Annotated in this window: 18 protein-coding genes; 14 read left to right on the forward strand and 4 right to left on the reverse strand. The window is 40.6% G+C overall.

Annotation, left to right across the window (positions count from 1 at the left end; genetic code table 11):
- Positions 1-54: 54 nt before the first annotated feature.
- The gene (locus tag EO98_RS07185; protein WP_048139164.1) at positions 55-987 is read right to left on the reverse strand and encodes a pirin family protein; all 933 of its coding nucleotides are present in this window, start codon (positions 985-987) and stop codon (positions 55-57) included.
- A gap of 654 nt (positions 988-1641) precedes the next feature.
- Here EO98_RS07185 and EO98_RS19125 point away from each other — a divergent pair.
- The 7 genes from EO98_RS19125 (at position 1642) to EO98_RS18340 (ending at position 12726) form a co-directional block, all read left to right on the forward strand.
- Positions 1642-1920, forward strand: a complete 279-nt coding sequence (locus EO98_RS19125; RefSeq protein WP_235284781.1) for a hypothetical protein — start codon at positions 1642-1644, stop codon at positions 1918-1920.
- On the forward strand, positions 1883-2311 hold the full coding sequence (locus EO98_RS19130) for a hypothetical protein (RefSeq protein WP_235283529.1): 429 nt from the start codon (positions 1883-1885) through the stop codon (positions 2309-2311). The genes EO98_RS19125 and EO98_RS19130 overlap by 38 nt, the downstream gene beginning before the upstream one ends.
- A 382-nt stretch (positions 2312-2693) precedes the next feature.
- Positions 2694-3524 (forward strand): YihY/virulence factor BrkB family protein, encoded by an 831-nt coding sequence (locus EO98_RS07195; protein ID WP_048139165.1) that lies wholly within the window; start codon positions 2694-2696, stop codon positions 3522-3524.
- Positions 3525-3757: 233 nt separating this feature from the next.
- Complete coding sequence (modA, locus tag EO98_RS07200) at positions 3758-4486, forward strand: molybdate ABC transporter substrate-binding protein (protein WP_369799031.1); 729 nt, start codon at positions 3758-3760, stop codon at positions 4484-4486.
- A gap of 50 nt (positions 4487-4536) precedes the next feature.
- Positions 4537-5220, forward strand: coding sequence for a molybdate ABC transporter permease subunit (modB, locus tag EO98_RS07205; RefSeq protein WP_048139168.1), 684 nt, complete (start codon positions 4537-4539; stop codon positions 5218-5220).
- Positions 5221-5234: 14 nt separating this feature from the next.
- Positions 5235-6368: an ABC transporter ATP-binding protein gene (locus EO98_RS07210; protein ID WP_235283530.1), complete on the forward strand. Its 1134-nt coding sequence runs from the start codon at positions 5235-5237 to the stop codon at positions 6366-6368.
- 1123 nt (positions 6369-7491) lie between these two features.
- Positions 7492-12726, forward strand: a complete 5235-nt coding sequence (locus EO98_RS18340; RefSeq protein ID WP_156161057.1) for a PKD domain-containing protein — start codon at positions 7492-7494, stop codon at positions 12724-12726.
- Positions 12727-13183: 457 nt separating this feature from the next.
- Here EO98_RS18340 and EO98_RS07220 read toward each other — a convergent pair whose 3' ends face one another.
- Together EO98_RS07220 and EO98_RS07225 are read right to left on the reverse strand one after the other, a co-directional pair.
- Positions 13184-13489, reverse strand: coding sequence for an MscL family protein (locus EO98_RS07220; protein WP_048139172.1), 306 nt, complete (start codon positions 13487-13489; stop codon positions 13184-13186).
- A 223-nt stretch (positions 13490-13712) separates the two neighbouring features.
- Positions 13713-14585, reverse strand: coding sequence for a HAMP domain-containing sensor histidine kinase (locus tag EO98_RS07225; protein ID WP_052734470.1), 873 nt, complete (start codon positions 14583-14585; stop codon positions 13713-13715).
- 402 nt (positions 14586-14987) lie between these two features.
- On the opposite strand from EO98_RS07225, the gene EO98_RS19135 reads away from it, so the two are divergent.
- From EO98_RS19135 to EO98_RS07250, 6 genes are all read left to right on the forward strand, one after another.
- Complete coding sequence (locus EO98_RS19135) at positions 14988-15149, forward strand: hypothetical protein (protein WP_235283531.1); 162 nt, start codon at positions 14988-14990, stop codon at positions 15147-15149.
- Positions 15125-16282, forward strand: a complete 1158-nt coding sequence (locus EO98_RS07230) for an APC family permease (RefSeq protein WP_235283536.1) — start codon at positions 15125-15127, stop codon at positions 16280-16282. Before EO98_RS19135 ends, EO98_RS07230 begins: the two co-directional genes overlap by 25 nt.
- A gap of 299 nt (positions 16283-16581) precedes the next feature.
- On the forward strand, positions 16582-17076 hold the full coding sequence (locus EO98_RS07235) for a GNAT family N-acetyltransferase (protein WP_048139174.1): 495 nt from the start codon (positions 16582-16584) through the stop codon (positions 17074-17076).
- A 450-nt stretch (positions 17077-17526) separates the two neighbouring features.
- Positions 17527-17826, forward strand: coding sequence for a carboxymuconolactone decarboxylase family protein (locus EO98_RS07240; protein WP_235283533.1), 300 nt, complete (start codon positions 17527-17529; stop codon positions 17824-17826).
- A 1144-nt stretch (positions 17827-18970) separates the two neighbouring features.
- Entirely contained in the window at positions 18971-20167 is a 1197-nt protein-coding gene (locus EO98_RS07245) for an aldo/keto reductase (protein WP_048139231.1), read from the forward strand.
- A gap of 664 nt (positions 20168-20831) precedes the next feature.
- Positions 20832-21311, forward strand: a complete 480-nt coding sequence (locus tag EO98_RS07250) for a HAMP domain-containing sensor histidine kinase (RefSeq protein WP_048139176.1) — start codon at positions 20832-20834, stop codon at positions 21309-21311.
- Positions 21312-21391: 80 nt separating this feature from the next.
- Here EO98_RS07250 and EO98_RS07255 read toward each other — a convergent pair whose 3' ends face one another.
- Complete coding sequence (locus tag EO98_RS07255) at positions 21392-21958, reverse strand: flavin reductase family protein (RefSeq protein WP_048133701.1); 567 nt, start codon at positions 21956-21958, stop codon at positions 21392-21394.
- Between the two features lie 487 nt (positions 21959-22445).
- Between EO98_RS07255 and EO98_RS17460 the strand changes: the two genes are divergently transcribed.
- A complete protein-coding gene (locus EO98_RS17460) occupies positions 22446-23681 on the forward strand; it encodes a hypothetical protein (protein ID WP_052734471.1) in 1236 nt (411 codons plus the stop codon).
- Positions 23682-23786 lie beyond the last annotated feature (105 nt).

The following is a 23786-nucleotide window of genomic DNA, read 5'->3' on the forward strand; positions in this document are numbered from 1 at the left end:
AGAAGAGGTAACTTCCGGGAAAACAATCAAAAAAATATCTAAGTGTTTTCCCGGTCAATCTGCCCGGGGCTTGATTCTTCGTGGATGCTTGATAAATGTGCCTTTCTTGTATTCTTCAAAAGCTATTTTTAATTCTTCCTGCGTGTTCATGACAATTGGCCCATACCAGGCAACAGGCTCACCAATGGGTTTCCCCGATACAAGAAGGAACCTCACACCTCTATCTCCTGCAGTAACCTCGATCGAATCCCCATCCCCGTAGAGGACCAGGGTCTCCTTATCTATCACACAATCCTCTGCCGGGTCAAGATATCTTTCTCCTTCAAACTCAAAGGCGCAAGGGTCTTTTTCCCTGTCGAAATTTCCGCTGCCCTCTATCACGTACGCAAAGACAGTGTACCCGGGAACTGTTATATGGGAAAACTTTTCCTCTGCCGGCACTGTTACATCCAGGTATTCGGGGTCGGTTACTATTTCCCGCACTGGCCCTTCAACCCCGTTCACATCTCCGCAAATAATCCTTACCTTCAGCCCTTTTTCCATGAAAAGCTCGGGCACCCGGCTGTTTTTGATCTCCCGATAGCGCGGATTCATCATCTTGTGTGAAGCAGGAAGGTTTGCCCAGAGTTGAAACCCCCACAGAGTCCCATTCTCATCTCCCTGTGGCATTTCCTGATGGATAATCCCGTTCCCCGCAGTCATCCACTGCACCTCTCCTGGGTGGATTATACCTTTATTTCCCAAGCTGTCTTCATGCCTTACCTCCCCCTGCAGGACATAAGTAATAGTCTCAATACCCCGATGAGGATGCCAGGGAAATCCCATACTATACTCCTCCGGCTTTTCCGAATGAAAGTCATCGAGCAACAAAAAAGGGTCCAGTTCAGGCACATGCTTGAACCCAAAAGCCCTCTTCAGATGTACTCCTGCCCCCTCAATTGTCGGCATACTCTTCCTTACTTTCCTTATTCTTCTAGGATTAGCCATTATAATTATCACCCCTCTAAAAATAATCCCTCAATTTTCTTATAATAACAAAAAGTCTAAGTCCTATTGAGCGAAGCTCACCACTAAAACCATAATTAGTCCTCTTGAGCGAGCGAAGCTCACTGCTAAAACTTATAGATTAGTTCTCTTGAGCACAGCGAAAAGAGCAGCGTACTGCAGAGCCGCAAATCTGCCGAAACGGACTGCTTACTGTTGCGATTACATCGCAACTCCTTAATAATCTTAGATTTACTGTGATCCCAAAGCGCAATTCGGTCGAGGCTTCTCCCAACTCTCCTAAACTTACCCACGCTGATCCCCTACGTAATTATTGAAGTCTATATATTCGGTTTTCTTGGAAAAATGTTGGTTTTAAGTCTGTAATATTTAGTACGTACTTTTATATAAATCAATTTATATTTTGCCAGGTTACTGCTTGATATTACTAACATTTCTAATTTAAATCGTCAAAAAAGAGTATAATAGATACTCTTAAGTGTAATAAAGTTAAAGTCGTATCTCAAATAGGTTAATATTTTTATAGAAACTCAAGTCTGTATTTATATTGAATATATGTGCAAAGATTTTTCATTCTAATTTCACTTCACAGTTTGGGCATAACACCTGGAGATACCGTATATGGGTATTTTTTCTATGAGAATAAGTCCGGATCTGAAAGCTTTTCTTGAGGCAGAGGATCTGGATGGATTAATGGAAATAAGGTCGAAACTAATGCAATTAAATAGAAAAGATGTTAAGAAGGTTCGCTCCGTACTTCAGAAGTGGAACAGCCATCAGGCAGTATCCAATCTGCTTTTTCACCCGTTCCTTATACCTGAGGATATCAGGGTAAGCTGCCTCCTTAAAGGGTTGAGAGAAAAGAAAAACTCGTATTATGGTCCTGGCTTCTACAGTTGGGCTTCAGGGCATTGATTCCACAGGCTTTTCAGAAGATGAGAGAAATGATATAAAGGAAAGTTTGATTTTTACTCTCAAAACCTCAGGAGGGATTATTTCGGCAAGAGCTTCGGTTAGCATCTGTGATTACATCTCTTCTGAAGACGCCTCCACAATGTTTGAGCTGCTGGACCATCCTAATGATACTACAAGGCACAACATTTTATGCTGGCTAATCAGAACCATGGAGGAAAAGGGGTCCGATGCATTTGTTTCAATGGTAAGAAGCAGTGGTATGCCTGAAGATTTGCGGAAAGAGGCGACCGAAAAGTTTCAGGAATATCTCAGGCAAAAAAAAGCTGGAGAAGTGAGTTCATTTGAAATGCAACTTTATGCGTATATTCCGAATTTGAGGGATTTTTTATAAAGCTCCCTGAAGTTTTCTCCTATTTGAACTCTGAAGTTTTCTCCTATTTGGATTCTGAAGTTTTGCCATTTGAACCCCGAAGTTTTCTCCTATTTGGACTCTGAAGTTTTGCCATTTGAACCCCGAAGTTTTCTTCCATTTGAGGAATCTCTCTTATTTAATAATTTTATCAACCCTCTTCTTTAGGTCATCCACAGTTACTTCCTATCCTTTAAGTAATCCAGAGTTACCATATTTTATGTTCTTTATCAAAAAACCAATTTCCGGCTTAAAATCCTGAATTCGACCCATATTTTCTGTTTACTTTCATGCCAAATAATTTGCAGAATTTTGATAAGAGATGTTTAATAAAAGAGCCATATATTATGAATTAAGGGGAAATATGAATTTGGGGTATATAGGAAAGCTGGTCACCGGAACGATAAAGGAATGGGTGGAAGACAATGCACAGACTTACAGTGCTGCGCTGGCATATTATTTTGTGTTAAGCCTTCCTGCTCTTCTGTTATTTTCTGTATCCGTAGGAAGTCTTTTTTTAAGGTCAAAACGGATTCAGGACAACATAATCGATAACCTGCAGGGACTCGTTGATCAGAGGGTGATTGATATGATTAGTGCGCTCTTCGAATACATCCCGGAAGTTAATTCCCTCTCAATAGGCGCATTGATTGGTTTTGTGATTCTTCTCTGGAGTGCAAGCAATGTTTTCCGACAATTGAAGAAATTCCTAGAGAGCGCCTGGGATATTGAACCTGCTGAGTCCAGTACGGTTAAAGACTTTATAAGGGATTCAATCGTGTCTTTTTTCGTAGTGATTGTTTTTGGAGGGCTCCTTGCGCTTAGCATAATTATTGAAGGGGTTCTTTATGCAGCTTCAAAATTGTTCCAGGGGATTTTCCCCTTCCCCCCGGTTCTTGCCCAATACGCTGGCTTCATAGCCAGTTTCCTTATCCTTGTCCTGTTTTTCATGCTTGTCTACAGGGTATTACCCAATACAAAGCTAGATCTGAAACCTGATTTTGTAGGGTCGCTGGTAACAGTAATTCTCATAACCATAGGCAAATATGCCCTTGGTCTTTATTTCACATACGTCAACCTTACAAGCGTTTATGGAGCAGTCGGGTCAATCGTAGGGTTATTTCTCCTGATTTATTATATCTCAATTATAATTACAATTGGTGCGGAGTTCACAAAGGTCTATTCTGAATTGTGAAGTGTGAGCTTCTGTTAAAAAAGTCCGATAATCATTTATTTGCTTTTAAAGCCTTCATTAGACCTACACCGGGAATCTTCTTATACTATTAAAATACAGAATGAATCGTTATGTTTTTAAAAACACAACGGTTTATTCATAAAATTGTATCAAATAGGTGAGAGGAAATAATTATGGAAAAAAACAAAATAGTTATTTATGCTGCTGCTGTTTTAGGAATATTGATTCTGGCAATGGCGATATCGCCGGCTGCCGAGCAGGGACCTGATACCCTGACCGTTTCTGCAGCTGCCAGCCTTACCGAAGCTTTTACGGATATGGAGTCCCGGTTTGAAGCCGAAAACACCGGCATAGACGTGAAAATGAACTTTGCAGGTTCCGGAAACCTGCGCATGCAGATCGAAGGTGGGGCTCCTATAGATGTTTTTGCTTCGGCTGACCAGAATCACATGGATATACTTTCCGGGGAAGAGCTGATCGAAAACAGCTCCAGAAAAGACTTTGCTCAAAATTCCCTTGTGCTTATAGTCCCTGCAACCAGTACCCTTAATATAACCGGAATAGAAGACCTGATATCCCCCAAAGTTGAAAAAATCAGCATAGGGAACCCTGATACTGCCCCTGTAGGAAAATATGCACGCCTAGCACTGACCGAAACAGGCCTGTGGGACCAGCTCGAAAACAGGACCATACTTGCCGAAGATGTCAAACAGGTCCTTGTATATGTTGAGAGGGGAGAGGTAGATGCAGGTTTTGTGTACATGACTGACGCAAAGACTGCAGAGCCCGGAACGATTAAAATCATTGGCAGTGTGCCTGTAAGTACCCCTGTAAGCTATCCGATAGCTGTGGTTTCCTCCTCCGAGCACAAAGAAGAAGCACAGGAGTTCCTTGATTTCGTAGCCGGAGAAGAAGGGCAGGAAATACTGGAAGAATACGGGTTCACCCCTGAATCCGAATAAAAGCACAAGATAAAACCATAAGATAAAACCATAAAATTAAAGCGTAAGAAATGATCCCTATGCTGGACAAGATATGGTTCCCAATACTCATTACTTTCTGGATAGCTACCATATCGTCTCTTCTCGTACTGTGCAGTGGCGTAATTATAGCTTATGTGTTTGCAAGGCATGATTTCCGGGGAAAAGGACTTGCGGAGTTGTTCGTGACCCTTCCCCTTGTCCTCCCTCCTACGGTAATTGGCTATCTCCTTGTCGTCCTGGTGGGAAAAAATGGGTTTCTCGGGCAATTGATTTTCAAAGTTCTGGGGACCGGGATCATGTTTACCTGGCAGGCAGCAGTTATTGCGGCTTATACGGTTTCCCTCCCCCTTATGGTAAGAACCGCAAAAGCAGCCATAGAAGCAGTGGATAAAGAGCTTGAACATGCCGCTTATATCCTTGGAAGAAGTGAGCTTGAAACTGCTCTGCTCATAACCCTCCCTCTTGCGAAAAAAGGGATACTGGCAGGGTTGGTGCTGAGTTTTGCAAGGGCGGTAGGAGAATTTGGAGCAACCCTTATGCTGGCAGGAAATATTCCGGGAAAAACGAATACAATGTCAATTTCAATATACAGTGCTTTTCAGGCCGGCAATAACGAACTTGCCCAGGTGCTGGTCCTGATCCTGGTAATTTTGTCCCTGCTGTCCATTTCTCTGACCGGAAAATTTATCGACCGAGAAAAGTTTGAGGTATAAGTTGAGGTATAAGCTTGGGTGCCAGAGTTGAACTAAAAAAATGCTATCATGAAGCTGAAGGTAGCGAAAAAAAAGGAAAAAGGAATGTTTTTTCTCTGGATGTCAATTTTGAAATGAAAAACGAACTTGTGGTGCTTTTTGGGCCTTCGGGGTCCGGAAAGACTACGCTTTTGAAATGCATCTCAGGAATCACGCAGCCTGATGACGGAAATATCTCGGTGGACGACCGAATTTACTTTGACAGCGGCCGGAAAATAAACCTCCCAATCCAGAAACGCAACCTTGGATTTGTCTTTCAGACCTATACCCTGTTTCCCCACATGAATGTCAGGAAAAACATAGAATGCGGGCTTAAAGGGTGGGAAAAAGGTAATAAGGAAAAAAGAGTCAGGGAAATGCTTGACCTCCTGCATATCGAAGAACTGGAAACTCGTTATCCTTCCCAGCTTTCAGGCGGGCAGAAGCAGAGAGTAGCCCTGGCAAGAGCTCTTGCGCCGAAACCTGAACTGCTGCTGCTTGATGAACCGTTTTCCGCACTTGACAGGGTAATAAGAATCGAACTTGCAGAAAAAATAAAACATTTGCAAAAAAAAATCGGGATACCTCTGCTGTTCATTACGCACAGCCTGGACGAAGCTTTTCTTTTAGCTGATAAGATTCTCATCTTATACAGGGGAGAAATCCAGCAGTTCGGAACCCCTGAAGAAATCTTCTATAACCCGAAGAATATTCACGTAGCAGAATTCGTCGGTATATCAAATATTTTTAGTGATGCGTGGGTTGAGGAGCAGGATGAGGGATATGATGCAGGTCCAAAATGCACAGTCTTAAAGAGCGGAGGCATGCGGATCACGGTAAAGCCCCTGAACCTGAAGGAAGGGGATAAAGTTTCCTGGGGGATCCACCCGGAAAACATAACACTTCTCCTTCCGGGCTCCGGTTCTGAGGACCAGGACGAAAACATCTATCCTGCATATGTCCACAGCATCATCATCAAGGGTCCAAAGAAAAGAATCGTACTTAAACTTACAAAGCATGAAAAGTCCCTGACTGCAGAACTGCCTGCACAGTTTGCTGATGCTCTTAACCTGAATACAGGGGATTTATGCCTGGTTAAAATGGATGTGAGTAAAGTAGTTGCATTCTGAGTAATCAAAATAGCATTGTTCTAAATTACGAACTATGCCAAAATCATGAATTAAGTATATTTCTCACAGTTTCTCACAGAAAATATGGGTAGTTCCTGATTAATTGTTTGATCCTTTCCGGAGTCCGTGAGGGGTTTTTCTTATTTTCTTTACGCCAGCCAGGGGCTGAAGCTGGCTTCCAGTCCAGATCAAAAACAAAAAGCTAAATGATACGGATCGCGATTATAAGAAATCCAGTTATAAGGGAAAAAATATTCCTCCGGCTGAGAAATACTTTCCTTAATCCTGAGACCGTTTTTTAATCAGACTTTTTAGTATGCCTCCACCAGCTTATCTGGCGGTCCTGTTAAAAACGGTCTTGTTAAAAACGGTCCTGTTAATAAAGAAGAAAAGCCAAAATGAAAAATAGACTCATAAAATTATTTTTCAGGAAAAATTTGATTTGTTCATTTTCTGTTTGTAAGACCGCTCTACTTTGTAGAGCAGGATAAAAAGACTAAAGCTTCGAAGGTGTTGTATGAATCCGAGAAACCGTAATTTAGCTTTCCCGAGTTAATTTCACTGTTATAACCCCTAAATTAGCACTCTTGATCGAAGCTCACTGCTAAAACCCCTAAATTCGTCCTCTTGAGCGAAACGAAGTGGAGCGAAAAGGACCGCGTTCTCCCGAGGCGCAACTCGGGGAGCAAAGCGAAAAGGACGGCGTGCTGTTGCGCTTGCAGTGCAACTAAATGAAAAATCATAGATTTTTTCTGATCCTGATGCACAACTCAGGAAGAGCAACTCAGAGGAAAGTGCACTGCAGAGCTGCAAGTCTGTCTATTAAAATTTCTATTTTTTGACATATTTGCGAATTGATGCATCATGTGACTATTTTGATGATAATTGTAATTATATATTATTATAAATTACACATTTTTGCTAATTAGTAGTTATAATATTTAATAAATTATTTAATTTCGACTCAAATCGGAATATATATATATCCCCCTAATTTTTTAGTGACTTAATATCAATTATTTCTGTAAGTTTGGAGCTCAGTATGCGAGCGCAGAAATAACTGGATTCTGGAACAAACCAGACCAGGGTAAAAAACTCAATTTTGAATAAGGGGTGTAATCAGATGAAAATAAACAAAAAGACAACAATTTGTTTTGGGATATTTTTTGTTTTATTTCTGACGACTGTAGGGAATGCAGCTGCAATTCTGGAGGAGGGTACGAGGACCAGGATTGTTAGCAATGAAGGAAATCAAACATCTCTGGATATCTATGGAGACAGGATTGTATGGGTAGATGACCGGAATGATGAAGGCCAGACGGACTATTGGGACCTTTATCTTGGTCATGATGGAAACTTGGATATCTACATGTACGACCTCTCCACTTCCACGGAATCTCAGATAACCAGCAATAATTCAACACAATTCAAACCTGCGATCTATGAGGACAGAATTGTATGGCAGGACAATCGAAACGGGAACCTGGACATCTACATGTACGACCTCTCCACTTCCACAGAAACACAAATAACTGAAAGTGGATCAAATCAGAGTGAGCCTGCGATTTATGAAGACAAAATAGTATGGCAGGATGACCGTAACGGAAACCTGGATATCTATCTGTATGATCTCTCAACCTCCACAGAAACCAGGATAACCACCAATGAATCAAATCAGAGTGAGCCTGCGATTTATGGGGACAAAATAGTATGGGTGGCCGAAGTACCAATAGATGATCCGGAACTTGCACCGTACTCGTATCTAACCGTATACAACGCAATCTGCGTGTACAATCTTTCCACTTCCACAGAAACTCAGCTTTCTCCCGGAGTGAGGATGTGGAACCCCTCAATCTACGGGAACAAAATTGTATGGGAACAAGAAGATGCTGTTGGAAATGAACACATGATTAATACGTATGACCTCTCCACTTCCACTGGATCTTTAATAGCCTATGAAAGAGCTGGTTCTGCTGATATCTACGAGGACAGAATAGTGTGGACTCAGGATTTGTGGGATTTTAGAGATCATGTTTTCATGTATAATATTTCCACTTCCACTAAAACCGAATTGACTTCCGAGGGTGTACATGAGCTGGGTTCTGGCCGCTCACCTGCTATTTACGGGGACAGGATTGTGTGGCTACCCCCAGGTGGCGGTATATACATGTTTACCCTTGCTTCTGCCGGGTCGCCTGCAGATGATAGTAGTAGGGAAGCGGGAACAGAAACGCAAATAACTACAAATGGATCGGAACAGACCAATCCTGCGATCTATGGAGACAGAATTGTGTGGATGGATTCCCGAACTGGAAACTATGTTGATCAATCCGGGCATCATTATGGAGGTTTGGATATATATATGTATAATCTTTCCACTCACAACGAAATTCAAATCACCAATGATAGCTCAAACAAAAAATTGCCCGCTATCTACGAGGATATTATAGTGTGGGGAGAATCGGGGAGTACAAACCACGAGGTCTATGTTTATAATATCTCTACTTCTAATAAAACCAAAATAGCCGACGACGTGTATTATCCCGTGATCTACAAGGATAGGATAGTGTGGTCGATTAATGACATTTATTTGTACAACCTCTCGACTTCCGTAAAAACTCCGATAAGCACTGATACATCGTATGATGACTATCCTGCAATTTACGAAGATTTGATTGTGTGGACTGACTCCCGAAATGGGAACCTGGACATCTACATGTACAATGTTTCAACCTCGACTGAGACCCGAATAACCACCAATGATTCAATTCAAAGACTTCCTGCTATCTATGAGGACAGGATAGTATGGGAGGATAAACGGAATGGAAACTGGGATATCTACATGTATGACCTCTCCACTTCCACGGAAACTCGGATAACCACCAATGAATTCAATCAGGGGTATCCGGCGATCTATGGTGATAGAATTGTATGGGTGGATGATCGCAGCAACAGGCGTGATATTTACATGTACAACCTTTCCACATCAAAAGAAACCCGAATAACTGTCAACGGATCGGTTAAGGTAGGATTTGAATCTGAGGATGATACATGGGGATCAAAAGAGGGAAAACCTTCAATCTACGGAGATAGAATTGTTTGGGAAGATATACGCAATGGAAATGCTGATATTTACATGTTTACCCTTGCTTCGGCTGAGGGACCAGAACTCCCTGTTGCAGACATCAGCGCCAATATTACAAGCGGTTATTCTCCTCTTTCTGTGCAGTTTACAGCCCCATCGGAAAATACAACAGAATGGAACTGGGACTTTGGGGACGGGGCTACTTCAATTGAACAGAACCCAGTACATACATACTCTGCAGCAGGGACCTATACTGTTAACCTTACAGTAAGTAACTCAAATGGTACGGATTCAAAACTTGCTACAATAACTGTTTTAGCGCAGCCGAGTAACGCAGGCGCAGTACCATATGCATATATTACGAACTCCGAAGACGGTACCGTCTCTGTCATTGACACTGCAACAAACAACGTTACAGCCACTGTGCCTGTAGGAAACCGTCCTTCTGGAGTTGCAGTCTCTCCAGATGGAAAAAAGGTATATGTGACGAGCCGTTTGTTTTTGGATGTGGTGGATAGTTGGGGGGGAGATACTCTTGAAATTGGCACTGTTTCTGTAATTGACACAGCTACCAACAATGTTACAGCCTCGGTGAATGTAGGAATCGACCCCCAGGGAATTGCAGTCACACCGGACGGAAAAAAGGTATATGTGACAAATGAGGGTAACGACACTGGTGTAATTAGCACTGTTTCTGTAATTGGCACTGCAAGCAATACTGTTACAGCCACTGTGCCTGTAGGGATCCGTCCTCGGGGAATTGCAGTCACTCCTGATGGAACAAAGGTATATGTGATGAACTACGGCAGCAACAATATCTCGATAATTGACACAGCAAATGATACGGTTACAGCCACGGTGAATACAGAAAATCCTTGGAGGATTGCAATCTCTCCAGATGGAACAAAGGTATATGTGACGAATAACGGCAACAATATCACCGTAATTGACACTGCAACAAACACTGTTACAGATACTGTGCCTGTAGGAGGGCTTCTTGATGGAGTTGCAGTCAGCCCAGATGGATCAAAGGTATACGTGACGAATGGTTGGTATAAAGGGGACGATGGGCCGTACTACGCTCTTGACATTGGCACTGTTTCTGTAATTGATACAGCTACAAACACTATTACAGCTACAGTGGGTGTAGGCTCTCTTCCTAATGGGGTTGAAGTCTCTCCAGATGGAACAAAGGTATATGTAACGAACTTTGGCAGCGACAATGTCTCTGTAATTGACACTGCGACAAACCTTGTTATAGCCTCAGTGAATGTAGGGTCCAATCCTCGTGAAGTTGCAGTCTCCCCGGCACAAAAACCAGTCGTTCCTTCCGAGATTCAGATAACTCGGATCACCACCAGTGGATCAGCATCTAAACCTCATATTTACGGCGATAGGATAGTGTATCAGGATAGCCGTAATGGGAAAAGTGATCTCTACGTGTACGATCTTTCCACAAAACAGGAAGCTCAGATCTCCACAAGCGGAACAGCATACTATCCTGCAATTTATGATAATAGGATAGTATGGTATGATAACCGCAATGAGAAATGCGATGTCTACATGTATGACCTTTCCACTAAACAAGAAACTCAGATCTCTACAAGTGGAATAGCATACGCTTCTTTCCCTGGTCCTGATATCTACAATGATAAAATAGTGTGGCAGAATTTTGGTGAGTACGACGAAACCAATCTCATCATGCATAACCTTTCCACTCAACAGGAAACTCAGATAACCACCAGCGGATCTGGAGGAGTAAGCATTCTTGGTTTCTACGGTTTTGCTATCTACGGTGATAAGATAGTGATGTGTAAGCCGATTGGAGATGACCATAGTAGTATCGTTATGTATGATCTCTCCACTCAGCAAACAAACGGGATCACCTATACCGACCCATACTATCCTGATATTTTCGGTGATAAGGTAGTATGGCACGGTAATCAAAACGGAGATGATTACAATAGAATAACCGATATCTACATTTATGACCTTTCAACTCAGAAGGAAACTCAGATCTCCACAAGTGGGGGAGCGTATGCTCCTGCAATATATGGTAACAGGATAGTGTGGGAGGATTATCGCAATGGACGTAATATCTACATGTACGATCTCTCCAATTCCGAAGAAACTCAGATAACCACTAGTGGCTCAGCACTAGAGCCTGAGATCTACGGTAACAGAATAGTTTGGGTTGATGGCAATGACATTTACATGGGTACTGTCTCAGAAGAGGAACCGGAATCAGTATTTCCTGTAGCAAACTTTACTAGCAACGTTACATCTGGAATCATTCCATTAACTATCTCATTTACTGATATGAGCACTGGATTCCCGACAGCCTGGAACTGGGAATTTGGAGACGGAGCTAATTCAACAGAGATGAATCCAATTCATACTTACTCTACAGCAGGAAAATATAATGTTACCTTGACGGTAATGAATGAGATGGGCAATAATACACTAACAAAATACGACTATATATCTGTAACGGAAGTTTGTGACGACACTAAACCTGTATGTGACGACACTAAGCCTGTATGTGATGACACCAAACCTGTATGTGACGACATTAAACCTGTATGTGACGACACTAAGCCTGTATGTGACGACACTAAACCTGTATGTGACGACACCAAACCGGTATGTGACGACACTAAATCGGTATGTGACGACACTAAGCCTGTATGTGACGACACCAAACCTGTATGTGACGACACTAAACCGGTATGTGAAGAAAATAAACCTGTATGTGACGACACTAAACCGGTATGTGACGACACTAAACCGGTATGTGAAGAAAATAAACCGGTATGTGAAGAAAATAAACCTGTATGTGAAGAAAATAAACCTGTATGTGACGACACTAAACCGGTATGTGAAGAAAATAAACCTGTTTGTAAACCAGTCTGTAATTACATTGAAGAAGTAAGCGAAGATAAAGAAGTATGTGAAGATAAAGAAGTAAGTGAAGATAAAGAAGTAAGTGAAGATAAAGAAGTAAGTGAAGATAAAGAAGTAAGTGAAGATAAAGAAGTAAGTGAAGATAAAGAAGTAAGCGAAGATAAAGAAGTATGTGAAGATAAAGAAGTAAGCGAAGATAAAGAAGTAAGCGAAGATAAAGAAGTAAGTGAAGATAAAGAAGTAAGTGAAGATAAAGAAGTAAGTGAAGATAAAGAAGTAAGTGAAGATAAAGAAGTATGTGAAGATAAAGAAGTAAGTGAAGATAAAGAAGTAAGTGAAGATAATATCGATCAGATAGAGGTAAATTAAGGGTGAGGATTGAAGTTAACGCCATCAGGAGGTGGTTACAGAAAACCAATGACACTCTTTATGCAATCATCATTTTTTTCATTTTTTGATCTATTAAGGCCATTTCCCCGGAATCTTCCTCAAAAAAGGAAGGGTATTCAGGAAACGATTTCCAGTTTCTCCATTGTGCAGACTTCCCTCAGCATCAAGAAGATTACTTCTATGGGAAACTTTTAAATCTCTGCGTTCATGGTGGCAATACAGTCACTTAACACCACGCAATTGTGTCCCTGTCAAAAGCCCCTCTTACCGTGGTTTCAAGGATGTCCTGGATCAAATGATCATATATTAGTCATATATGATCATTTGATTTACTTAACAACGAAGTTCTCGGTGTTTGAGGGGTTTTAAGTTACCCGGAAATATAAGCTTACAATTTACTCAAAGGCTCCTTATAAGCTTCTTCTGTTTCCGGGAGTTATTTCTTTTCAACTTTTTCTTCCTTCAGCATCTTTTTTGCAATGATAAAGACCACAAATGCGATAATAATGAAATTTACCAGCTCTGCGAGAAAAGCCCCCCAGCTTATCACTATCGGTCCCAGCTCAACTGTTGCAGTTTTCCAGGCGCCTCCAGGAATAAAAGGCGTAATTACTGGCATGATGACGTTGTCCACAAGTGACTTTATAAGAGCCGTGGATGCTATACCCATGATAAAGGCAATTGCAAGTGGAATTACCTTGTATTCGTAAAGGAACTCTTTGAATTCACTTAGAAGTCCCATATTTTCCCTCCGTATAAATGAAATAATATAAATTGTCGGGGTAAGTTTTTAAGAAGACCAGAAACATTAATCAGAAATGACTTGTAGGAAACAAGGATTAATGGTTGGAAATCCTGAATTAAGGCAAAATATGGATAAAAATCAGAAAAAGGTTAGAAATCAGAAACAAAGGTTGGAAAGAGCTGCCGAATTTTCAGGGAAAAGGGTATCCCCTTGAAAAAGATTATTCCTGGGTAAGAGGGATAATGATACTGAATTTACTGCCTGTTCCTATTTTGCTTTCCACCCGGACGGTTCCCCCATGCATTTCCACATATTTTTTAACAATCACGAGTCCCATACCTGTGCCTGGCTGTTCTCTGGATTCGAACTTGCCGAGCTGAGTAAAAGGTTCAAAAAGTTTTTTCTGGTCATCTATAGAGATTCCAGGGCCTGAATCCGTAACACTGATAGATATACTCTTCTTTGAAATCCCTGTATCTATTTTTATGAGTCCGTTTTCCGGGGTGAACTTAATGGCATTATCTATGAGGTTATATAAGATCTGCTTGAACTTGGTCCTGTCAGCTCTTATGCTTTTCAGTTCCCCTTTTGTTTTCCATACAATTTTGATATTTCTCTTTAAGGCCAGAGGTGCCAGAGTCATCTTTATTTCCTCAAATATTTTAGGCACGGAGAATTCATACGGGTTAAGCTCCATCTTTCCGGTTTCGACTTTGGAGAGGTCAAGGATATCATCAATAAGTTTTAAAAGGTGTTTCCCGCTTATCGAAATGTTGTTAAGGTACTTTGCCTGCCTGTCATTAAGGGGGCCAAAAGTTTTCTCCCTTACTACATCTGCAAAACCTATTATTGAATTCAGGGGGGTTCTGAGCTCATGACTCATAGAAGCTAAAAAGTTACTCTTTGCCCGGTTTGCATCTTCAGCCCGCAATGGGTTAACCTTGAGACACATATTTTCAGCATCCACAATTGCAATGCCTATCCTGATCTGCTCAAAAACCGAATAGATAAGGCGATTCTCGTCTCCCGGCGATCTCCCTATTTTTGTGTGTGGATCTTTGTACTGACCTGAATCTTTTGCCAGAAAACCCATGAATTCACCTTTTTTCAAAAAACGCTGAAAATAAAATTTGATATATAAAATTGAAAAATATGATATCAAAATATATGTACTGTGCAGAAATGGGTGCAGACGTACACTTCTTAATATGACTTGCCTGTTTCTACAGAGATTATTAATTTTGGCACTTAATTCTTCAATCCATGAATTCCCTGCATGCGGAAAATGCAGGCCTAGTATGAACCGTGTCATGGTAATTTTTTTAAGAATTATTTGTCAAAAGTTGATCTGTAAAAAGTTAGGCTGTATAAGCTACCTGATCGCAAAGGATTGATTTTTAAAAGAGAAATGAGCAAAAAAAGAGGGCGGAGAATAATAAAAGAGAGAAGATAAATATAAAAGAGCGAGGAGATAAAGAAAAATAGGGGTTTTCAAATGGCAGGAACGAAATCAATGGGGCTCTGGGCAGCGGCTTCAATCGGGGTTGGGGCAATGGTTGGAGCAGGCATTTTTTCGATTTTCGGGACAGCTACCCGGATTTCCGGAAACGCGGTATATATATATCTTTCATCATTGCAGGAGCTGTTGCCCTTTTAAGCACCTATTCCTATGCAAAAATGGGGGTCAGGTACCCTTCGGCAGGCGGGCCGGTGGAGTTTCTCCTGAAGGGGTTCGGAGACGGGATTTTAAGCGGGGGACTCAACCTCCTGCTCTGGGTGGGCTATGTTTTCGGGCTTGCCCTCTATGCAAAAGGCTTTTCGTACTATGCAGTAACCTTCCTGCCGGCAGGTTCGGCTCCGGTCTGGGACAATGTCTTTGCCACGGCTATTATCCTTGTTTTTACGGCCATTAATTTTGTAGGGGCAAAAGCCGTGGGGAAATCGGAACTTTTTATTGTTTCAATAAAAGTGGGCATTCTTTTGCTTTTTGCCGTTGCAGGCCTTTTTTATATGAACCCGGCAAATCTCTCGGTCTCGGCCTGGCCCACTTCCGGAAACGTCTTTTTCGGGGCAGGAATGGTTTTCCTTGCATACCAGGGCTTCGGGCTGATAACCAACGCAGCAGAAGATATGAAAGCCCCGGAAAAAAATCTCCCGAGAGCCCTGTACTTAAGTGTAGGGCTGGTCATTATTATCTATGTGCTCGTCAGCCTTGCTGTGATAGGAAACCTCTCAATCCCAGAAATTGAAAGTGCACAGGACTATGCCCTTGCAGCAGCAGCAAAGCCTTTCCTGGGGGACATTGGCTTCAAAATAATGGCTCTAGCTGCCCTTTTTTCGACATCATCTGCAATCAATGCTTCCCTTTACGGAGGGGCAAACGTAAGTTACCTGCTGGCAAGAGAAGGGGAACTGCCCGAATTTTTCGAAAGGAAACTCTGGAACAGGGGTACGGAAGGGCTCTTTATCACTTCGGGGCTTGTCATCCTCTGCGCAAACTTTCTCAAGCTTGAAGGAATTGGCATGCTTGCTAGTGCTTCCATACTCATAATTTATGTAGCAGTCAACGCTTCCCACCTCCACCTTTTAAAGGAAACCGGGGCAAAATCCTATCTGATATGGGCTTCCCTTCTCAGCAGCCTTATTTTCTTTGTGGTGCTGACATACTATGAATTCGTGCATTCAAAGTCCACCCTGGGACTGCTCGCACTCACGATTGTTTCCTGTTTTGCTGCCGAATGGGTTTACAGGAGATATTCCGGCAGAGTGATAAAAGAAAGGACAGGCTAAACCTGAAAAAGAGTAAAATTCACAGTACTTTCAGAGAACTTAAGAAAAAATCAATATATCACTAATTTTATATAACATCGGATATTATTATGTGATTAGGGCATCTGAAAAACCCTCTTTTCATACCCCCAACATCTTTTACACCCCCACTCCAAACCACTCCAAACTTTCAGATGCCCATTCCCCCACATTCTTTTCTCATTTCCATACCTTAGAGGTAACTTACCAAAAAGATTATCTCTAATAAAATACAAATCCATTGCATGCCCCTGATTCTTTTTCCTATTAACTCAGAAAGAATGTCTCTGGTTCCTGCGACTATGAAGCTATGTCTTCTGGAGTTGCATGACCGCCCTGCATTTGCTTCTATCCTCAATGCGCATGTCCCGCAAGAATGGCCACCTGACCAGATAACTCCTGAAGTACTTGAAGAGTTTATAGGAAGGATGCAGGCAAGAGATCGAAAAATCTGGACCTTCTACTGGCTCATGCGTCAGGAAGGGTCGAAACTGCCTGTGCTGATAGGAAGTGGAGGATTTCTTGCCCACGAGAATGGAACCCTTGAACTTGGATACTCCATGCTTTCCGAGTACCAGAACAGAGGATTTGCAACAGAAGCTGTCCGGTCAATGTTGCAGTGGGCTTTTTCCAGCCTCAAAAAAGATTGCATTATAGCTAATACATATCCACATCTGAAGGCTTCGATCAGGGTACTGGAAAAGAATGGTTTTCTTTTTAAGGGGGACGGGCTCGAAGAAGGAACAATAACTTATGAACATCAAAGAGAAAAGTGAAACCTCTTAAATTATTGAAATAATTTGAGTACCTCCGGAAAAAGGCTGAGCAATTGCAGTATAAACTATATTTTATATATTATCAGATATTATATATGTATTGGGCATCTGAAAACCTTTTTTCAAACCCCCCATTCTCCTATCCCCCCAATTCCTACCTCCGTAAAAACCAGATGCCCCTACCCCCTCTGAAATCTGTATAATTTTTAATATTACTATTTTTTACTGCTTTTCATGTCATTTGCATATCTTTTGTCTTTTCCTGCACCTGAGCGGCTGGAACCGGTTTTCTTCGATTAAATTAAAGTATAATCTTCAATCTGACCGATAATTGATAACTAAAAAGAATGATATGTAAAATAGAAATCAGTAATATGACTGATAACTGAACAAATATAGTTAACAAATGTAATCGAATTTTCTGAAAAATATCTATAAGGAGACGATAAATTGTCAGAAAACCCATTGCAGGTAATTATGGATAAAGATCCTGAATTTTTCAAGCTTCTCGAAAGTACGCGCGGACTTGCATTTTCAGAAGGCGGAATGCCCATGAAATACAAGCTTCTTATTGCAATGTCGCTTGATGCAGCCAACGGTGCAGTAGACGGCGTGAAGAACCTTGCAATCCAGGCAATGCAGGAAGGGGCTACAAAAGAAGAGGTTATGGAAGCAATAAGAATAACTCAGTATATTTTTGGGGTTGGAAGCGTTTACACGGCTGCAAGAGCTCTGAATGACGTGTTATAATTAATCAGTCAGGATTTCGGGCATGTACGGAATTTGCGTGTACTGCCCGGATTTCCTCTCATCCTTACAATACTGCCAGAAAAGGTGTAAAACAAGATTATTTCATTATTTTTATATGTAATGAAGGACTAAGTAATATAGGGCATCTGAGAAAACTCTTTTTTTCAGTATAATATCCCAAATTCATATCCATCTAAACTCAATCCCAAATATCAGGTGCCCCATATCCCATTAAAAGGTTTTTTATTTCAATCGAATACCCCGCTAGCTTTCTGCGGGGATGGAAAACTTTCCCGAGAACCATTAATGTTAATACGATTTCTCAATTCCGTTTTTTGTTTGTCAATTTATGCTCGACTAAATCGTATTGGGTTTATTGTTTCATTTTACGGAATCTGTTACGCCCGAATTTCGCCTCGGGATCACAGGAAATCGGAGATTTTCTGGGAGTTGCGATGTAATCGCAACAGTACGCAGTCCTTTTCGCTTCGCTCAAGCAGACTATTATAGTTTATCGCAGTAAGCTTCGCTCAAGCAGACTAAAAAGCAGACTAAATTACAAATCTTTCTGACCCGTGCAACCTTATTCACTGTACCGGGTCGTTCCTGTCACGCTCGACGCAGGAGAGCGGTCTTACAAAGGAAAAAAACAGAAAATAAAAGCCATAAAATAATATAAAATAAAATAAAATAAAATAAAATATACTTAAAAAGCGCAAATACTATCAAATATAGAAAATCTGGTACGAATGACTGTAAAACAGACTCAAATGCATATTAAAGCATTCTTTTTCACTTCTTTTTTTGCAGGGCCGCCAGACAAGCTGGCGGGGGAGCTTATTTTTATCTAAATATTTAAATGAGGTTCCCGGGGTTAAAGGAAATATTCTTCGGACAGGAAAGGTGATTCTGAATTCAGTTACTCCTCTTGATAGTATGAATTCGCCTGTTACTTTTTTGCGTTGCAGACGAAACTACTTCAACTCTGCAAGGAGTAGAACAGGAAAACAAAAAATTTCAGCTTCGGATATTCTGAGCAATATCAACAGATTAATCCGGAATCATCGATTTCTGTTTTTTCGGGAATTCAGGGTGGAAACCCTTAAAAATCAAAGGAAACAACTTAAAACAGAAGGTAATGGAAATGCTGTACAGAGAAATGCCGGAGAATGGAGATGAACTTTCGATACTCGGGTTCGGATGCATGCGCCTTCCTCTCAAAGAAGGAAAAATAGACGAAGAAAGAGCCAGACAGCAGGTGCGCTATGCAATCGATCACGGAGTAAACTACATAGACACAGCATGGCCGTACCACATGGGAGAAAGTGAGCCTTTCGTGGGGAGGGCTCTTGCTGACGGCTACCGGGAAAAGGTCAAACTCGCAACAAAACTTCCCTCATGGACCGTGAAAAGCCACGAAGATATGGACAGGATACTCAATGCTCAGCTTGAGAGGCTCGGGACAGATCATGTAGATTATTATCTGGTGCACGGGCTCGTGGGGACATTATGGGATAAAATGGAAAAGCTCGAGGTTCTGGACTTCCTTGATCGGGCAAAGGCTGACGGGCGAATTATAAACGCAGGTTTTTCCTTCCACGGCTCAGTTGACGATTTCAGGCGGATTGTGGACGCATATCCCTGGACTTTCTGCCAGATCCAGTATAATTTCCTGGATGAAAAAAATCAGGCAGGTACTGAAGGACTTGAATATGCAGCTTCAAAGGGACTGGGCGTAATCGTCATGGAACCTCTGCGCGGAGGCAAACTGACAAATCCCATACCTCCTGCAGTACAGGATATCTGGGATGAGACATCTGTAAAACGCACACCAGCAGAATGGTCGCTTCGCTGGATCTGGAACCATCCCGAAGTTACGGTTGTGCTTTCAGGCATGAACGAAGAGTCTCATCTCGAAGAAAACCTGAAAACTGCAGATGAAGCTTATCCGGATTCCCTTACAGAGGACGAACTTCAGCTCGTAAAAAGAGTAGAACAGAAATACAGGGAACTTATGAAAGTTGGCTGCACGGGCTGCAGGTACTGCATACCCTGCCCTTCGGGAGTAGACATTCCGAGCTGTTTTGAAATCTACAATAACTTTTACCTTTCAGGGAATGAAAAAGAAGCAAAACTCATGTATGCAGCAAAACCCGGCGGAATAATAAGAGGTGATGTCCAGGGCTATGCTTCCCAGTGCGTACAGTGCGGACAGTGCGTTGAAAAATGCCCGCAGCATCTGGAAATACCTTCCCTGCTTGAAGCTGTTGTAGAAGTATTTGAGGGAAAAGACTTCAAGGGATGGAGAGTTATGGCGAAAAAGGCTTTTGGAAAAGAGTAACGGTCATATTGCCATAATGATTTACGAATTTTTAATGTAAATCCATAAATAAATATCGATACAGATGGATGATTGGAGTAATAGTTAAAATATTAGCATATTTCTGTATCTGATGTAAATGAGGCTTTACCAAAAACTTTAAAAATGCTTTAAAAGCTAAAAAATATCTCTAAATGCTTATTTATCCCATAATTACATCTAGAATCTTTTAAATAAACACTACTCCAAGAATTGTTGTGTATAATTGCACTAAAATATATTCTATATAATATATTTAGTAAAAAACTCATGACCTAATTTTATTTTTTATTTTGTTTTATTTTAATTTTAATTCTAATTTTTATTGTAACTTACAGATTGATATGTATATTATTTTTCATAATGTATTAAAAATCCATAAGCCAATTATTCAAATATTTAAGGGATAAACTAAGATCTAATTAGAATTCCTTAATTAATATCTAATTAAATTGGATATTAGTTTACTAAACCTCTATTTTCTACAAAATATGACTTATAATAGGATATTATTGAAAAATAAGTGATTTTTAAGAATATGGCAAAAGTTCATCTGTATAGATAATATTTTATCCTCTCGACATCTTATTTGATAAATCTAGGAAGTTATATGAATAACTAATAAAATATATATTAAGCCGGGAAGATGGAACTTAACGTAGAGAAGTTTTCCATATCCAGTTCAGTCTCTGAAGTTAAGACTTTATTGACACCTCTGGCATCAAAGAAAAGTATCCAGATTTTGAGCATGGTTGATGAAAAGCTAACGACCATAAGGGCTGATAGAACGAAGTTCAAGCAGATATTATACAACCTGGTGGATAATGCTATCAAGTTCACACCCGAAGGTGGGCACGTTATTGTTGATGCCAGGGTTTGGGAAGATGGAGTAAAAATTACTATCAAAGATACAGGCGTTGGAATCTCCGAAGAGGAAACCCGGAAGGTCTTTCAGCCATTTACACAGCTTGAGAACTCTGAACTCGAAAAACAGGTGGGGACGGGACTTGGACTTTTTCTTGTCAAGAAATTTGTGGAGATGCATGCATGTCGAATCTGGGTTGAAAGCGAGTTTGGAGAAGGCAGCAAATTCATTTTTACCATACCCCTCAACTCAAATAATTAATCAAAGGATAGATTTTCTGTCCTGCTGAGTTTTTATGAATGTTTTTGTTCTGTTCTGTGTTCTATTCACCATTTACAGTTTCAGGCCTTTTTTCCTATCGAAAAAGCTTTTCCAAGGTTACATCCTATGCCGTAATAGCTTCTATTTCCTGTCCCGTATATAAGAGGCCTGATTTTCTCAATATCGGGATTTCCGTTTTCATCAAGCACGGATTCTTCTGCCTTGATGTCCACTATCTCTCCTACAAACAAAGTATGAAGCCCTATCTCAAGGCTGTGGAGAAGTTTACACTCGAGGATAACCGGAAATTCTGCTATATAAGGAGCAGGTACAAGCTCACTCCTTATTGGGGTCAGACAGGCTGCTTCAAACTTATTCTCATCTCTTCCGCTTGTGATGCCGAAGTAATCAGCTTCCTTTATATTATCCTCTGATGGAATGTTTACAGTAAACGCCTTATTTTCCATGATGCCGGCATAGCTGTAAGTTGCTTTTCTTAAGGACACACTGATACATGGAGGGTTAGAACAGCAGATCCCTGCCCAGGCTACAGTCATCGCATTTGGCTTTTCATTCATGTCGTAGGTGCCGACAACCCAGGCAGGTGTCGGAAATGCGAGTGTCTTTGCTCCGATTGATTGTTTCATGGCTTAATCTTCTTTTCGATAAGATTTTAGAATAGTTTATATTATTAATTGGTCAGGATTCTATAAATCCGTTTCTTTGTGATTAATTTAAACAAGTATGGGGTAGGGATATATAATGAAAGTAGTTTTTCTACAATGTGCAGACCTAAGTAAGTTACTAAGATTTTTTTGTTAGGGTTTTTCTCGCCTGAGTTGCACAGCTTAGATAGGGTCTGTTCACGTATTAAAAGCGAGTAGATAACTAAATTTTTATTATAAAATTATTGTACAGTGTAAGGGTATGAGGGAAATAGTAAGAACTCAAAACCAATTATTACATCATTTATATATTGATATCTACTAAAATCTTTTTACCTTATATATATCTTCTGAGCTTAATTTAACATGATTACAGTTTAGAAAAATGTTTCAATAATTTACGTTTAAACTCATTTCTTCAAGAAACGTTTCTTCCATTTTTAACCTTGGTTTCAAAGAAGGTGATAGGGTGTCAAGAAAAATTATATCAAAAGTTTTTTTAATTTGCTTATTAGGCATTATTTCAATTATGCCAACTGTCTCAGCTGAAGACTTGCCAGAATCGGATCATAACTATGCAAACAACTTCGTATACACCTGGCCTGCGATCAGTGATCCTGATGCAACTCAGATGAGATTTCACTTATCAAAATTAGATCTTGCCGATGATTACTCTGACAAATTGATCATCTTAGATAAAAATGGAAATAAACTAAAAACCTATAACGGCCAGAGGGAAATTTTGGAGGATGTATGGACAGAATGGTACGCGGGAAATACATTTAAAATTAGACTTGAAACAGATACAGAAGTTACTGGTTATGGGTTTAAGATAGATCAGGTCGAGACAAGAACAGATATGGCCCCATCCGGTACCTTTCCTGAATCGGATCATAACTATGCAAACAACTTCGTATATACCTGGCCTGCGATCAGTGATCCTGATGCAACTCAGATGAGATTTCACTTATCAAAATTAGATCTTGCCGATGATTACTCTGACAAATTAATTATCTTAGATGAAAATGGAAATAAACTAAAAACCTATAACGGCCAGAGGGAAATTTTGGAAGATGTATGGACAGAATGGTACGCGGGAAATACATTTAAAATTAGACTTGAAACGGATACAGAAGTTACTGGTTATGGGTTTAAGATAGATCAGGTTGAAATTAGGGGAATAGATGGGGAAACTAGGGGAATAGAATTAGCAGAAGAATCTTCGGAAGGTTCGCCTGCAACAATAAAAACAGTGTCATCAACGGTGGCTCCAGTCGAGTTTTCTGTAATCGAAAGCAAAAAATCCTCTGAAACAGCTCCTGAAATAAACATAGAGGTGACAAAAGATCAAAGTAGCTCTGATGCTGTACTTTTTTTGAGTGGCTCTGCTTTAAGTGATAGTGGTATTAAGAGTGTAACTGTTAATGGAATATATGTAGGTACCGAATCTTGGAACGTTCCTCTTGATTTATCCACTGGCGATAATACCAATGTAATTGTAGCTACAGGTTATGATGGTAGTACAACAATAGAAACCATAAACATATATAATCCAGATCCGAGTTCTGAGCCTCAAAGTTCAAGTTATAACTCCTACTTGGTTGCAATTATTTCCGGAATTTTTGTAGTTATTGCAGCTGTATTAGGACCTATAGTAAAAAAGAAACTGAAAGAGAAAGAAAATTCAGAACTTCAGGACAAATAAGGAAAAATTATATAAGAGTTTCAAATTGAAAAAAGCTCGTAACTATTCAGGTAGCCTTGTGAAGGCTACCAATTTTCCTCGTTCCGAGGAAAAATTGGATATAAA

It is taken from the genome of Methanosarcina sp. 2.H.T.1A.6 (genome assembly GCF_000979455.1).
Classification (GTDB): Archaea; Halobacteriota; Methanosarcinia; order Methanosarcinales; family Methanosarcinaceae; genus Methanosarcina.

What these genes read in the sequence shown, in the direction of transcription:
- EO98_RS07185 (WP_048139164.1), bottom strand. Translation starts at nt 987, where the DNA reads ATGGCTAATCCTAGAAGAATAAGGAAAGTAAGGAAGAGTATGCCGACA.
- EO98_RS19125 (WP_235284781.1), top strand. Translation starts at nt 1,642, where the DNA reads ATGAGAATAAGTCCGGATCTGAAAGCTTTTCTTGAGGCAGAGGATCTG.
- EO98_RS19130 (WP_235283529.1), top strand. Translation starts at nt 1,883, where the DNA reads ATGGTCCTGGCTTCTACAGTTGGGCTTCAGGGCATTGATTCCACAGGC.
- EO98_RS07195 (WP_048139165.1), top strand. Translation starts at nt 2,694, where the DNA reads ATGAATTTGGGGTATATAGGAAAGCTGGTCACCGGAACGATAAAGGAA.
- modA (WP_369799031.1), top strand. Translation starts at nt 3,758, where the DNA reads ATGGCGATATCGCCGGCTGCCGAGCAGGGACCTGATACCCTGACCGTT.
- modB (WP_048139168.1), top strand. Translation starts at nt 4,537, where the DNA reads ATGATCCCTATGCTGGACAAGATATGGTTCCCAATACTCATTACTTTC.
- EO98_RS18340 (WP_156161057.1), top strand. Translation starts at nt 7,492, where the DNA reads ATGAAAATAAACAAAAAGACAACAATTTGTTTTGGGATATTTTTTGTT.
- EO98_RS07220 (WP_048139172.1), bottom strand. Translation starts at nt 13,489, where the DNA reads ATGGGACTTCTAAGTGAATTCAAAGAGTTCCTTTACGAATACAAGGTA.
- EO98_RS07225 (WP_052734470.1), bottom strand. Translation starts at nt 14,585, where the DNA reads ATGGGTTTTCTGGCAAAAGATTCAGGTCAGTACAAAGATCCACACACA.
- EO98_RS19135 (WP_235283531.1), top strand. Translation starts at nt 14,988, where the DNA reads ATGGCAGGAACGAAATCAATGGGGCTCTGGGCAGCGGCTTCAATCGGG.
- EO98_RS07235 (WP_048139174.1), top strand. Translation starts at nt 16,582, where the DNA reads ATGTCTCTGGTTCCTGCGACTATGAAGCTATGTCTTCTGGAGTTGCAT.
- EO98_RS07245 (WP_048139231.1), top strand. Translation starts at nt 18,971, where the DNA reads ATGCTGTACAGAGAAATGCCGGAGAATGGAGATGAACTTTCGATACTC.
- EO98_RS07250 (WP_048139176.1), top strand. Translation starts at nt 20,832, where the DNA reads ATGGAACTTAACGTAGAGAAGTTTTCCATATCCAGTTCAGTCTCTGAA.
- EO98_RS07255 (WP_048133701.1), bottom strand. Translation starts at nt 21,958, where the DNA reads ATGAAACAATCAATCGGAGCAAAGACACTCGCATTTCCGACACCTGCC.